The sequence below is a fragment of the Streptomyces sp. NPDC057697 genome (assembly GCF_042799335.1).
Taxonomy (GTDB): domain Bacteria; phylum Actinomycetota; class Actinomycetes; order Streptomycetales; family Streptomycetaceae; genus Streptomyces.
Map to the genome: position 1 here is coordinate 1 of NZ_JBHVJA010000005.1, position 14,156 is coordinate 14,156.

5 protein-coding genes, 1 tRNA gene and 1 rRNA gene are annotated in these 14,156 nt (G+C 69.1%); 6 read left to right on the forward strand and 1 reads right to left on the reverse strand.

Going from position 1 to position 14,156, the window contains the following annotated elements:
- Positions 1-149 precede the first annotated feature (149 nt).
- Together rrf and ACFVFH_RS15590 are read left to right on the forward strand one after the other, a co-directional pair.
- Positions 150-266: ribosomal RNA gene (rrf, locus tag ACFVFH_RS15585) — 5S ribosomal RNA — on the forward strand.
- Positions 267-531: 265 nt separating this feature from the next.
- Positions 532-604: transfer RNA gene (locus tag ACFVFH_RS15590), tRNA-Thr, on the forward strand.
- A gap of 53 nt (positions 605-657) precedes the next feature.
- On the opposite strand, the gene ACFVFH_RS15595 is transcribed toward ACFVFH_RS15590, so the two are convergent.
- The gene (locus tag ACFVFH_RS15595; RefSeq protein WP_383768056.1) at positions 658-3,303 is read right to left on the reverse strand and encodes a SpoIIE family protein phosphatase; all 2,646 of its coding nucleotides are present in this window, start codon (positions 3,301-3,303) and stop codon (positions 658-660) included.
- Between the two features lie 402 nt (positions 3,304-3,705).
- On the opposite strand from ACFVFH_RS15595, the gene ACFVFH_RS15600 reads away from it, so the two are divergent.
- The 4 genes from ACFVFH_RS15600 to ACFVFH_RS15615 all read left to right on the forward strand — a co-directional run bounded on the left by ACFVFH_RS15600 (position 3,706) and on the right by ACFVFH_RS15615 (position 14,067).
- The gene (locus ACFVFH_RS15600) at positions 3,706-9,135 is read left to right on the forward strand and encodes a HAMP domain-containing protein (RefSeq protein ID WP_383768059.1); all 5,430 of its coding nucleotides are present in this window, start codon (positions 3,706-3,708) and stop codon (positions 9,133-9,135) included.
- A gap of 245 nt (positions 9,136-9,380) precedes the next feature.
- A complete protein-coding gene (locus ACFVFH_RS15605; RefSeq protein WP_383768062.1) occupies positions 9,381-10,055 on the forward strand; it encodes a two-component system response regulator in 675 nt (224 codons plus the stop codon).
- A 239-nt stretch (positions 10,056-10,294) separates the two neighbouring features.
- Positions 10,295-13,063, forward strand: coding sequence for a DNA translocase FtsK (locus tag ACFVFH_RS15610; RefSeq protein ID WP_383768065.1), 2,769 nt, complete (start codon positions 10,295-10,297; stop codon positions 13,061-13,063).
- A 203-nt stretch (positions 13,064-13,266) separates the two neighbouring features.
- Complete coding sequence (locus tag ACFVFH_RS15615) at positions 13,267-14,067, forward strand: helix-turn-helix domain-containing protein (RefSeq protein ID WP_383768068.1); 801 nt, start codon at positions 13,267-13,269, stop codon at positions 14,065-14,067.
- Positions 14,068-14,156 lie beyond the last annotated feature (89 nt).

Here is a 14,156-nt window from a genome sequence, read left to right on the forward strand (position 1 = left end):
GTTGATAGGCCAGATGTGGAAGCCTGGTAACGGGTGGAGCTGACTGGTACTAATAGGCCGAGGGCTTGTCCTCAGTTGCTCGCGTCCACTGTGTTAGTTCTGAAATAACGAACGGCCGTGTTGTTCCGGTGTTGTTTATTTCATAGTGTTTCGGTGGTCATTGCGTTAGGGAAACGCCCGGTTACATTCCGAACCCGGAAGCTAAGCCTTTCAGCGCCGATGGTACTGCAGGGGGGACCCTGTGGGAGAGTAGGACGCCGCCGAACTCCTTTTGTTGAAAAGCCCCGTGCCTTTGTGGCACGGGGCTTTTCTGCGTTTGCGGGGCCTTTCGGGCCGGCGTCACCAGGCCGGCGTCAGCGGAGTCGTCCGGCCGGGGTTCCGGCTGATCGAAGCCGGTACCGACCAGCCGGAACAGCCCTCGTGGGAGGGTGGCGCAGCTGCTGTGAGAGCCCGTCAGAGTCTCCTGCGGTCAGTGGTTTTGAGCATCCCCGAGTTCGGGGTATGCTTTACCTCGTTGCCACAGCGCAGCAGGCCCCAATAGCTCAGTCGGTAGAGCGTCTCCATGGTAAGGAGAAGGTCTGCGGTTCGATTCCGCATTGGGGCTCAGAAGAAGGAAAGGCCCCCGCCAGCAGGCGGGGGCCTTTTTCGTTGTGCCGATTATGCGGCGGGCGGTTCGGGCACGCGCATGGCGAGGATGGCCATGTCGTCCGAGGCGGGCTCGGCGGCGAAGCGTTCCACCGCCCGCAGAATGCGAGCCGCCACCGCGCCCGCCGTGAGGCCGGTACAGGTCGCCAGGACATCCGCCAGACCGTCGTCGCCCAGCATGCGAGTGCCCTCACGGCGTTCCGTGACGCCATCGGTGACACACAGCAGGACATCGCCGGGGGCCAGGGTGAACGACTGCTCGTACAGTTCGAGTTCCTCGATGACGCCCAGCAGCGGCTGGGGCTCGGCCGCCGCCTCGACCGAGCCGTCCTGACGCAGGCGCAGCGGCAGCGGGTGTCCCGCACAGACCACCTTCAGAAGCGCGCTGCCGTCCTCCTGGGGCCACAGCTCGCCGTACAGAAGGGTCAGGAAGCGGCTGCGGGCGCCCTCGTCCAGGATCGCGGCGTTGAGCCGCTCCAGGACGGCGGGGCCGCCGAAACCCTCGCGGGCGAGCAGCCGCAGGGCATGGCGGGCGAGGCCCGTGACGGCCGCGGCCTCCGGACCCGTACCGCACACGTCGCCGATGGCGAAGCCGTAGGCGCCGTCACGGATCGGGAAGACGTCGTAGAAGTCGCCGCCCACCTCGTTGCCCTCGCCCGCCGCGCGGTAGATGACCTCGATCTCGACGTTGGGGACCTCCGGCAGCCCCGGCGGCAGCAGGCTGCGCTGGAGGGACTGGCTGATCGCCATGCGTTCCGAGTAGAGGCGGGCGTTGTCGAGAGCGAGCGCGGCACGGCGGGACAGGTCCTCGGCCAGTTCCAGGATCTCCTGGCGGAAATGGTCGTCGGAGGGCTTCCCGAGCGTGAGCATGCCGATGACGCGGTTGCGGGCCACGAGCGGGAGGACCACCGTCTCCCCGCCCACGGCGGCCGCGGTGGCCAACGTCGTCCGGATACCGGAGCCGAGCCTCGCCGGTTCGCCGAGCCTGCCGCTCTCACCGAGACCGAGCGTGCGCATCGAACTGCGCAGGGCAGCCTGGTGGGCGGCCTCGGACGGAGCGGTCCAGACGCGGGCGCCGGGGGTCGGCACGGGGTCCGGCGGCGCGATCTTGGAGAGCAGCGCCTTCAGGCCGTCGATGCGCTCCTCGTCCTCGTGCAGGACGTAGGAGAGGTACGGCTCGGACGCCTGGTCGGCGATGGTGTACACCGCGCACCAGGTGGCGAGGGTGGGGACCGTCATCTGGGCCATCAGCGCCAGCGTCTGGTCCCGGTCGAGGGTGCCCGCGAGCAGGTCGGAGGCCTCGACGAGGAAGGAGAGGGAACCGCGGCGGAGACGTTCCAGCTCGCCCAGGCGGGCCGACTCGACGGCCAGCGCGATCCGGTCCGCGGCGAACTGGAGGCGCAGGGCCTCCTCGTTCGTGTAGCGGCCGGCGGCCTCGGCGGCGACGCCCAGGGAGCCGGTGAGCCGCCCCTCGACCTTCAGCGGGACAGTGACGACGGAACGCATGCCGGTCCCGCCGAGCAGCGGGACGGCGCCCGGGACGTTGTCGAGGTCCTCGTGGACGGCGGGCATCCGGGCGGAGCCGTACCGTCCGGTCCCGGCTTCCACCGGGACGCGGGCGAAGCGCTGGCGGGCGGAGGGCAGGCCCGTGGTGGCCCGTACCTCCAGTTCCGTCTCGTCGTCCGTGGCCAGCAGCAGGAAGGCCGCATCGGCGTCGAGCATGTCGCGGGCCCGCTCGACCGTGCGCTGGAGCAGGCCGTCGAGGTCGTCGGGGGCGGGGGAGCCGATGAAGATCTCGAACGGGTCCGTCTTGCCGCTCTCGGCGGCCGAGTCGGAGACCGGTGCGCGGGCCGGGGACTGGAGCACAGCCCGTTCGTAGTCACGGACGAGCAGACAGACGGTCGAGGGCTCGCCATGGGTGTCGCGAACCCGCAGGTGAGAGGCGTAGACCGGGATGGTCCGGCCGTCGGCGCCCCGGATCCCGTAACTGCCCTCCCAGCGGGAGAGCTGGAGGGCGTCGACGATGCCCGTGTTGGTGCCGGGGGTCTGGGGCCAGGCGGTGAAGTCGGTGAGCTGCTTCCCGATGACCTGATCAGCGGTGTGGCCGAAAAGGAACGAGGCGTCCTCGTTCCAGGCCGCGATGGAGCCGGTGCCGTCGATCTGGACGACCGCCACCCGGACGCGCTCGTCGGCGACGGGGAGCAGACCCACCGGCAGCAGCGGGCCCGCGGAGCGGATGCCCACCGGGCGCTCGGGGAGATCGAGCTGGAACCAGACATGTTTGCGGGTGGGTGAATACTCGACGCCCCAACGGGTGGCGAGCGCCGCGCAGAGCAGCAGCCCGCGGCCGTTCTCGCGGTCCGGGCTGCCGAAGTCCGGACCGCTGCTCTGGAGCGGTACCTCGCGTTCCGGGTAGTGGTCGGAGACCTCGATCCGGACGCCGTCCTCCGTGCGCAGACACAGCACGTCCGCGGCGGTGCCCGCGTGGACCACGGCATTGGTCACCAGCTCGCTGGTGAGGACGACCGCGTCGTCGGCGACGTCCGTGTAGCCCCACCCCTGGAGGGTGTCGCGGACGAAGGCGCGGGCGGTCGCGACGGAGCGTCCGACCGGGTCGAAGGTGGCGGCCGCGCGCGCGGTGATCACAGCACTCCCCATATGGTGTCTCGTCGCTTCCCCGAGTCCTGTGCCCGTTTCTCGCCGCTTCGATTCGCCTGCCAGGCTAGACGCTCGGTCTCGGTGCCGGATACACGAGGGGCGACTTCGGGCAGGAGCGACCAGGAACGGGCGTGTGACCGGACAAGTGTGGGCTTCTCCACAGAGGGATGTGGGACAACCTCTGGAGGTTGCACCCCGGCTGCGTCGGGCCTGGTACGTTTCAACGATTTGACGTCCGCATGGTCACCCGTCGACGGTGGGCTGTGGCGGTGAGCCAAAGAAGAACTGGGCAAGCTCCCAGATAAGACCCGAGCGATACGGTCAACCCCTGCGGGAGGGATCACGGTGGAGTCTGGCGTGGCGGCGCGGGGAACAGGCACGCGCACAAAAGGCGGACAGTCCGTGAAGAAACAGCGCAATGGAACCATCGACGTCGATGCGGCGGCCCTCAACAGACTGCTGGCGGGTCTGGTGGCGATGCGCGACGGGAACTTCCGCAGGCGTCTGACCGTCTCGGGCGACGACGTGATGGCGGAGATCGCGGCGGTCTTCAACGAGGTCGCCGACCGGAATCTCCACCTCACCGGGGAGCTGGCCCGGGTGCGGCGGGTGGTCGGACGCGAGGGCAAGCTCACCGAGCGGCTGGAGACGGGAGCCTGCGAGGGCTCCTGGGCCGCCGCGATCGACGCCTCCAACGAACTGGTCGACGATCTGGCCCGGCCGGTCTCCGAGGTCGGGCGGGTGCTGTCGGCGGTGGCCGACGGCGATCTCGAACAGCGGATGGAACTGCGCTCGCACACCTCCGACGAGACGGTACGGCCGCTGCGCGGCGAGTTCCTGAAGGTCGCCCGTACGGTCAACAGCCTCGTCGATCAGCTGTCGGCCTTCACCGAACAGGTGACGCGGGTCGCGGTCGAGGTGGGCACCGAGGGCAAGCTGGGCGGGCAGGCCCAGGTGCGCGGCATGTCCGGGTCCTGGAAGGACCTCACGGACTCCGTGAACACCATGGCGTACCGGCTGACCGCGCAGGTGCGCGACATCGCACTGGTGACGACGGCGGTCGCCAAGGGGGACCTGTCGCGGAAGGTCACCGTCCATGTGGCCGGCGAGATGCTCCAGCTGAAGAACACCGTCAACACGATGGTCGACCAGCTGTCGTCGTTCTCCTCCGAGGTGACGCGCGTCGCCCGTGAGGTGGGTACGGAGGGCGAGCTCGGCGGGCAGGCGACCGTGCCGGGCGTGGCAGGCGTGTGGAAGGACCTCACCGACTCCGTCAACACGATGGCCGGGAACCTCACTTCCCAGGTGCGCGGGATCGCCGAGGTGACCACGGCCGTCGCCAACGGCGACCTGTCCCAGAAGGTCACGGTGAGCGCCCGCGGCGAGGTCGCGCAACTGGCCGAGACCATCAACCAGATGACCGACACGCTTCGGCTCTTCGCGGACGAAGTGACCCGGGTGGCCAGCGAGGTCGGTGGCGAGGGCCTGCTCGGCGGCCAGGCGAAGGTGCCGGGCGCGGCGGGAACCTGGAAGGACCTCACCGACTCGGTGAACACGGTCTTCCGGAACCTCACGACCCAGGTGCGCGACATTGCGCAGGTGACCACGGCGGTGGCCAACGGTGACATGACGCAGAAGGTCACCGTGGACGTGGCCGGAGAGATGCTGGAGCTGAAGAACACCGTCAACACGATGGTGGACCAGCTCCAGTCCTTCGGTTCGGAAGTGACCCGGGTGGCCCGGGAGGTCGGCCTCGAAGGCCGGCTCGGCGGCCAGGCCGAGGTGCCGGGCGCGGCGGGGACCTGGAAGGACCTGACCGACTCGGTGAACGCGGCGTTCCGCAACCTCACGGGGCAGGTGCGCGACATCGCCCAGGTGACGACCGCGGTGGCCAACGGCGATCTGTCGCAGAAGGTCACCGTGGACGTCGCGGGCGAGATGCTGGAGCTGAAGAACACCGTCAACACCATGGTGGCGCAGCTGTCCAGCTTCGCGGACCAGGTGACGGGCATGGCGCGTGACGTGGGCACGGAGGGCCGCCTCGGCGGACAGGCCCGGGTGGACGGCGTCTCCGGCACCTGGAAGGAGCTCACCGACTCCGTCAACTTCATGGCCGGGAACCTGACTTCGCAGGTGCGGCAGATCGCCCAGGTGACCACCGCGGTGGCCCGTGGTGATCTGTCGCAGAAGATCGACGTGGACGCGCGCGGCGAGATCCTGGAGCTCAAGAACACCATCAACACCATGGTCGACCAGCTCTCCGCCTTCGCGGAGCAGGTGACCAGGGTGGCCCGCGAGGTCGGCACCGACGGGCGGCTCGGCGGGCAGGCGCAGGTGCCCGGCGTGGCCGGGGTCTGGCGTGATCTGACCGATTCGGTGAACGGCATGGCGGGAAACCTCACCGCTCAGGTCCGTAACATCGCGCAGGTCGCCACGGCGGTGGCGCGCGGTGATCTGTCGCAGAAGATCGACGTGGACGCGCGCGGCGAGATCCTGGAGCTCAAGAACACCATCAACACCATGGTCGACCAGCTCTCGAACTTCGCCGAGCAGGTGACCCGGGTCGCCCGCGAAGTGGGTACGGAGGGCATGCTCGGCGGCCAGGCCGAGGTGCAGGGCGTGTCCGGAACGTGGAAGGACCTCACCCAGTCCGTCAACGGCATGGCGAACAACCTGACCCTCCAGGTCCGCAACATCGCGGAGGTCACCACCGCGGTCGCCAACGGCGACCTCTCCAAGAAGATCACCGTCGACGCCAGGGGCGAGATCCTCGAACTGGTCACGACCGTCAACACGATGGTCGACCAGCTGCTCAACTTCGCCGACGAGGTGACGCGGGTCGCCCGCGAGGTGGGTACCGAGGGCATCCTCGGCGGTCAGGCCCGGGTGCCGGGGGCCACCGGCATCTGGAAGGACCTCAGCGACAACGTCAACCTGATGGCCAACAACCTGACCAGTCAGGTGCGGAACATCTCCCGGGTCTCGTCGGCGGTCGCCAACGGCGACCTGCGGAAGAAGGTGACCGTCGAGGCGCGCGGCGAGGTCGCCGAGCTCGCGGACACCGTCAACACGATGGTGACGACGCTGTCCTCGTTCGCGGACGAGGTGACGCGCGTCGCCCGCGAGGTGGGTACGGAGGGCGAGCTGGGCGGTCAGGCCCGGGTGCCGGGGGTCTCCGGCACGTGGAAGGACCTCACCGAGTCGGTGAACTCGATGGCGTCCAATCTGACCGGGCAGGTGCGGCAGATCGCGGCGGTCACGACCGCCATCGCCAAGGGCGACCTCACCAAGAAGATCGACATCGACGCGCGGGGCGAGATCCTCGAGCTGAAGAACACCATCAACACGATGGTCGATCAGCTGTCCTCCTTCGCCGAGCAGGTGACCCGGGTGGCCCGCGAGGTGGGCACGGAGGGGCAGCTGGGCGGTCAGGCCCGGGTCCGGGACGTCGACGGCACCTGGCGCGACCTCACCGAGTCGGTGAACGAGATGGCCGGGAACCTCACCCGTCAGGTGCGGGCCATCGCGGCCGTGGCCACCGCGGTGACCCGCGGCGATCTCAACCTGAAGATCGATGTGGACTCGGCCGGCGAGATCCAGGCCCTCCAGGACAACATCAACACCATGATCGCCAACCTGCGCGACACCACGGCGACCAACAAGGAACAGGACTGGCTCAAGGGCAACCTCGCCCGGATCTCCGGTCTGATGCAGGGGCGCCGCGACCTGGACGACGTGGCCTCGCTGATCATGAGCGAGCTGACGCCGGTCGTGTCCGCGCAGCACGGTGCGTTCTTCCTGGCCATGCCGGTCGGGGAGACCGGGGCGGTGGGCGCGGACAGCGACAAGGACGCCTCGTACGAACTCTGCATGCGGGGCAGCTACGGATACTCGGCGGGCTCCATGCCGACGTCCTTCCGGCCGGGCGAGACGCTCATCGGCACGGCCGCCGAGGAGAAGCGGACCATTCAGGTGGACAACGTTCCGCCGGGTTATCTGAAGATCTCCTCCGGTCTCGGGGAGGCTCCGCCCGCGCATGTGATCGTGCTGCCGGTGCTTTTCGAGGGCAAGGTCCTCGGTGTGATCGAGCTGGCGTCGTTCCAGCCGTTCACCCATATCCAGCGGGACTTCCTCAACCAGCTCGCCGAAATGATCGCGACGAGCGTCAACACCATCAGCGTCAACACGAAGACCGAGAAACTCCTCGAACAGTCGCAGGAACTGGCCGCGCAACTGCGCGACCGGTCGCAGGAGTTGGAGAACCGGCAGAAGGCACTCCAGGCGTCCAACGCCGAGCTGGAGGAGAAGGCCGAACTGCTGGCCCAGCAGAACCGCGACATCGAGGTCAAGAACACCGAGATCGAAGAGGCCCGGCAGGTCCTGGAGGAGCGTGCCGAACAGCTCGCGGTCTCGATGCGCTACAAGTCCGAGTTCCTGGCGAACATGTCGCACGAGTTGCGCACCCCGCTCAACTCGCTGCTCATCCTGGCCAAGCTGCTCGCGGACAATGCCGAGGGCAATCTCTCGCCGAAGCAGGTGGAATTCGCCGAGACGATCCACGGGGCCGGTTCCGACCTGCTTCAGCTGATCAACGACATTCTCGATCTGACGAAGGTCGAGGCGGGCAAGATGGACGTCAGCCCGACCCGGATCGCGCTGGTCCAGCTGGTGGACTACGTGGAGGCGACGTTCCGCCCGCTCACCGCGGAGAAGGGGCTCGACTTCTCCGTCCGGGTCTCGCCGGAACTGCCCGCGACGCTGCACACGGACGAGCAGCGGCTCTTGCAGGTGCTGCGCAATCTGCTCTCCAACGCGGTGAAGTTCACCGACAGCGGGGCGGTCGAGCTGGTGATCCGGCACGCCAACGAGGACGTGCCCAACGCCATCCGTGAGCAGCTCCTGGAGGCGGGCTCGCTGCGGGACGCGGACGCCGATCTGATCGCGTTCTCGGTCACCGACACCGGTATCGGGATCGCGTCCAGCAAGATGCTGGTGATCTTCGAGGCGTTCAAGCAGGCGGACGGCACGACCAGCCGGAAGTACGGCGGTACGGGGCTCGGGCTGTCCATCAGCCGGGAGATCGCCCGGCTGCTGGGCGGCGAGATCCACGCGGCCAGCGAGCCGGGTCGCGGCTCGACGTTCACGCTGTATCTCCCCCTGCACCCCAGCGAGTTGCCGCCGCAGGGCTACCCGCAGATCGGCCCCGGGGCGATCGAGGCCCATGGCGCCACGGTCGAGGAGGGACGCCTGCCGGAGGCCGGCGCGGGTGCCGATCCGGCGGCCGCGGCGTCGGACCAGGCCGGTGCCTCCGGTCTGACGCGGCGGCGCCGCAAGAGTCTGGGAAGCGCGGAGCGGCGGCCCGCGCTGCCGCCCCGGAGCACCGCGCCGTCCGCTCCGCAGGAGCCGTGGGCGCTCGCCGGGCAGGAGGAGCCGGAGGTCCGCAGGACGTTCAGGTTCCGTGGCGAGAAGGTGCTCATCGTCGACGACGACATCCGCAATGTCTTCGCGCTCACCAGCGTGCTGGAGCAGCACGGTCTCTCGGTGCTGTACGCGGAGAACGGGCGTGTGGGCATCGAAGTCCTGGAGCAGCACGACGATGTGACGGTCGTGCTGATGGACATCATGATGCCGGAGATGGACGGCTATGCCACGACGGCGGCGATCCGCAGGATGCCGCAGTTCGCCGGGCTGCCGATCGTCGCGTTGACGGCGAAGGCGATGAAGGGCGACCGGGAGAAGGCGATCGAATCCGGTGCTTCCGACTATGTCACCAAGCCGGTCGACCCTGATCATCTTCTTTCCGTGATGGAACAGTGGATGCGTGGAGAATGATCATTTGGTCGAGGAAGTCGCGATGAGTTGTTGATCGACTGTGCACACCCGGGTGTGAGAGGGCGTCATACGGGGAACCTTCTGGTCTCCCGCCGCGTTTCCGGTGTGTGCACAGTGACATCGCAGTGACAGGGTGTGTCGACGGGCGGGGTGCGGCTACGATGACCGGCACAAGGACGGACGGCGTAAGGGAGTCGTCCCCTGGGGCGGCGCCCGGTGCAATTCCGGGGCGAGGAGGACGGGCCATGGTGCAGAAGGCCAAGATCCTCCTGGTCGATGACCGGCCGGAGAATCTGCTGGCGCTGGAGGCCATCCTCTCTGCGCTCGATCAGACACTGGTCCGGGCATCGTCAGGGGAGGAAGCGCTCAAAGCGCTGCTCACGGATGACTTCGCGGTCATTCTGCTGGACGTCCAGATGCCAGGCATGGACGGTTTCGAAACCGCCGCGCACATCAAGCGGCGGGAACGGACCCGGGACATCCCGATCATCTTCCTCACCGCGATCAATCACGGTCCGCATCACACCTTCCGGGGATATGCGGCGGGCGCGGTGGACTACATCTCGAAGCCGTTCGACCCGTGGGTGCTGCGGGCCAAGGTCTCGGTCTTCGTCGAGCTGTACATGAAGAACTGCAAACTGCGCGAGCAGGCGGCGCTGCTGCGGCTCCAGCTGGAGGGCGACGGAAGCGGCCCGGACCACGACAAGGAGCCCGCGGGGCTGCTGGCCGAGCTCTCGGCGCGGCTCGCGGCCGTCGAGGAACAGGCCGAGGCGCTCTCCAAGCAGCTCGACGACGAGTCGGCGGACGCCGCGGCGGTGGCCACGGCCGCCCATCTGGAGCGCAAGCTGACCGGGCTGCGCCGAGCGCTCGACGCCCTGGAGCCCGGTACCGGAAGCGGCCCGGCCACCCTCTCCTCGTAAACGGTGGCGGCCGCGCCGCCACGCCGCAGGGGCGCTCCGGCGGTGTGAAGTCTTGCCGGGGGCGGGCGGTTGTCCGGCGCTCAGGTCCAACTGCCCCGTACGCCGGGCCGTTCGTCGGCCTGCGCGCCGCGCGCCCGGTCATGAGGTCGCGTCAGTTTGCCGCCTCCGGACAGCGACACGGACGGGTGAAGCGGCAGGCGCACGTGTTAACAGCCGTCGTCACCGGTAACCTCGGCACCATGGCCTCACGTACGTCCGGCAAGGGTTCCCAGGGCACGGCGGGCACCGCGAAGCGCGTCGGCCGTACCGCGGGGCCGGCCAAGAAAGCCGCGCCCGCGAAGAAGACCGCTGCCAAGAAGACCGCGCCCGCGAAGAAGGCTCCCGCCAAGAAGGCGGCGGCGAAGAAGGCGGCCCCGCCCAAGCCCGCCCCGTCGCCCACCGGCGGTGTCTACCGGCTGGCGCGCGCCGTCTGGCTCGGCACCGCCCACGCGGTCGGCGCCACGTTCCGCGGCATAGGACGCGGTGCCAAGGGGCTCGACCCGGCCCACCGCAAGGACGGCGTCGCGCTGCTGCTGCTGGGGCTCGCGCTGATCGTCGCCGCGGGCACCTGGTCGAATCTGCGCGGGCCCGTCGGTGACCTCGTCGAGATGCTCGTCACCGGGGCCTTCGGCCGGCTCGACCTCCTCGTGCCGATACTGCTCGGTGCCATCGCCGTGCGGCTGATCCGCTACCCGGAGAAGCCCGAGGCCAACGGCCGCATCGTCATCGGACTCTCCGCCCTCGTCATCGGGATCCTCGGACAGGTCCACATCGCGTGCGGATCGCCCGGCCGCGAGGACGGCACCACGGCGATGCAGAACGCGGGCGGGCTCATCGGCTGGGCGGCCTCCAAGCCGCTGATCTACACGATGGGCGAGGTCCTCGCCGTACCGCTGCTGCTGCTGCTCACCGTCTTCGGGCTGCTGGTCGTCACCGCCACCCCGGTGAACGCCATCCCGCAGCGGCTCCGGCTGCTCGGCACCAGGCTGGGCCTGCTCCACCCGGAGCCGGACTTCGACGCGGACGAGGAGAACGACGACGAGCGCTACGAGGAGCAGTGGCGCGAGCAGCTTCCCGCCCGCTCCCGCCGCCCCTCGGCCCGCCGCTCCGAGGCGCCCGACGCGTACGACCCCGACCAGGCCGAGGCCGAGGCGCTCTCCCAGCGCCGCCGGCCGCGCAGAACCTCCGCGCAGCCCGCGACGAACCGCACCATGGACGCGGTGGACGTGGCGGCCGCCGCTGCCGCCGCCCTCGACGGGGCCGTGCTCAACGGCATGCCGCCCTCGCCGATCGTCGCCGACCTCACCCAGGGCGTCTCCGTCGAGCGCGAACGCCAGGGCACACCGGTCCCGGGCGCCCGGGAGGGCGGGGCCTCCGCCGGGGGAGGGAAGCGGCCCGCGCCCTCGGGCGGCGTACCCGACCTGACGAAGCCCGTGCCCGACTCGCAGTCCCAGCCACTGCCGGCCCGCGCCGAACAGCTCCAGCTCTCCGGCGACATCACCTACTCGCTGCCCTCGCTGGACCTGCTGGAGCGCGGTGGCCCCGGCAAGACCCGCAGCGCCGCCAACGACGCGATCGTCGCCGCGCTGACGAACGTCTTCACCGAATTCAAGGTCGATGCCGCGGTCACCGGCTTCACCCGCGGACCGACGGTCACCCGGTACGAGGTGGAGCTCGGCCCCGCCGTGAAGGTCGAGCGGATCACCGCGCTCGCCAAGAACATCGCCTACGCCGTCGCCAGCCCCGACGTCCGGATCATCTCCCCGATCCCGGGCAAGTCCGCGGTCGGCATCGAGATCCCCAACACGGACCGGGAGATGGTCAACCTCGGCGACGTGCTCCGCCTGGCGGACGCCGCCGAGGACGACCACCCGATGCTGGTCGCGCTCGGCAAGGACGTCGAGGGCGGCTATGTGATGGCCAACCTGGCGAAGATGCCGCACGTGCTGGTGGCCGGTGCGACCGGCTCCGGCAAGTCGTCCTGCATCAACTGCCTGATCACCTCGGTCATGGTCCGGGCGACCCCGGACGACGTACGGATGGTGCTGGTCGACCCCAAGCGCGTCGAGCTGACCGCGTACGAGGGCATCCCGCACCTGATCACGCCGATCATCACCAACCCGAAGCGCGCCGCCGAAGCACTCCAGTGGGTCGTGCGGGAGATGGACCTGCGCTACGACGACCTCGCCGCGTTCGGGTACCGGCACATCGACGACTTCAACCAGGCCGTCCGCCAGGGCAAGGTCAAGCCGCCGGAGGGCAGCGAGCGCGAGCTCTCGCCCTATCCGTACCTGCTGGTGATCGTCGACGAGCTCGCCGACCTGATGATGGTCGCTCCGCGCGACGTGGAGGACGCCATCGTCCGGATCACCCAGCTGGCCCGCGCCGCCGGTATCCACCTGGTGCTCGCGACCCAGCGGCCCTCGGTGGACGTCGTCACCGGACTGATCAAGGCGAACGTGCCCTCCCGGCTCGCCTTCGCGACCTCGTCGCTGGCCGACAGCCGGGTCATCCTCGACCAGCCCGGCGCCGAGAAGCTCATCGGAAAGGGTGACGGGCTGTTTCTGCCGATGGGTGCGAACAAGCCCACCCGTATGCAGGGGGCCTTTGTCACCGAGGACGAGGTCGCGGCCGTCGTCCAGCACTGCAAGGACCAGATGGCGCCGGTCTTCCGCGAGGACGTGGTGGTCGGCACCGCGAAGAAGAAGGAGATCGACGAGGACATCGGCGACGATCTGGATCTGCTCTGCCAGGCCGCTGAGCTGGTCGTCTCCACCCAGTTCGGGTCCACCTCGATGCTCCAGCGCAAGCTGCGCGTCGGTTTCGCCAAGGCCGGCCGTCTGATGGACCTGATGGAGTCGCGGAACATCGTCGGACCCAGCGAGGGATCCAAGGCCCGCGACGTCATGGTGAAACCCGACGAGCTGGACGGGGTGTTGGCTCTGATCCGCGGGGAATCCGCCCCGTAGGTGAAGAGGGGCAACCCTTTCGCCGGGTCGGACGTCAACTTGGGGGAAGGGGCGGCAGAATTGTCCTTCCCGGGACGGTCCGGCGAATCGGACGGTGTTCGAGTCCGATGGAGGACAAAGTGCTTCCTCCCGGTTGCCCCACCCTTTCGTAACCCCCCTAGACTGAACACCCAGCAGGTGGCTCACGCTCGAAAGGCGCCCCCGTGTCCATCGGCAACTCCCCCGAAGACGACCGGCCTTCGATCGGTCGAGTGCTCCAGCAGGCTCGCATCGCCGCAGGTCTCACGGTCGAAGAGATCAGTTCGTCCACCCGGGTGCGCATCCCCATCGTGCACGCGATCGAGGAGGACGACTTCTCCCGCTGCGGCGGCGACGTGTACGCGCGCGGTCACATCCGTACGTTGGCGCGTGCCGTCGCGCTCGATCCGGAACAGCTGATCTCGCAGTACGACGCGGAACACGGCGGCCGCCCCGCACCCACGCCCGCGGCGCCGCTGTTCGAGGCCGAGCGAATCCGTTCCGAACCCCGTCGGCCCAACTGGACGGCGGCCATGGTCGCGGCGATCGTCGCCGTCGTCGGTTTCGTCGGCTTCACCTTCCTCAAGGGCGGCGACGACACGCCCCCGGCCACCCAGCTCGCCGAAGGCTCGGCACCCAGCACCAAGAGCCCCGAGCCGAAGACCCGGAAGCCCGTCGACCCCAAGCCGGCGCCTTCCGACAGCGCCATCGCCGCGGCCCCCAGGGACAAGGTGACGGTGCGGCTCGACGCCAGCCAGGGCAAGAGCTGGATCTCCGCCAAGGACCACAACGGGCGGCTGCTCTTCGACGGTCTGCTGCAGCAGGGCCAGACCAAGACCTTCCAGGACCAGGAGCGCGTCGACCTCGTCCTCGGGGACGCCGGTTCGGTCGAGCTCTTCGTGAACGGCAAGAAGGTCGAGGACAAGTTCCAGCCCGGCCAGGTCGAGCGGCTCTCGTACACGAAGGGCGACCCGGCGGTCGGCTGACCCGTACACGCACCGTTTCCCCCGGCCGCACGGCCCACACGGCGAACGCCCGGCAGATCCGCCGGGCGTTCGCCGTATTCGTTACTCGG

Bases quoted from the DNA above. Each gene is read 5' to 3' on its own strand.
- ACFVFH_RS15595 (WP_383768056.1), bottom strand. From the start codon at position 3,303: ATGGGGAGTGCTGTGATCACCGCGCGCGCGGCCGCCACCTTCGACCCG.
- ACFVFH_RS15610 (WP_383768065.1), top strand. From the start codon at position 10,295: ATGGCCTCACGTACGTCCGGCAAGGGTTCCCAGGGCACGGCGGGCACC.
- ACFVFH_RS15605 (WP_383768062.1), top strand. From the start codon at position 9,381: ATGGTGCAGAAGGCCAAGATCCTCCTGGTCGATGACCGGCCGGAGAAT.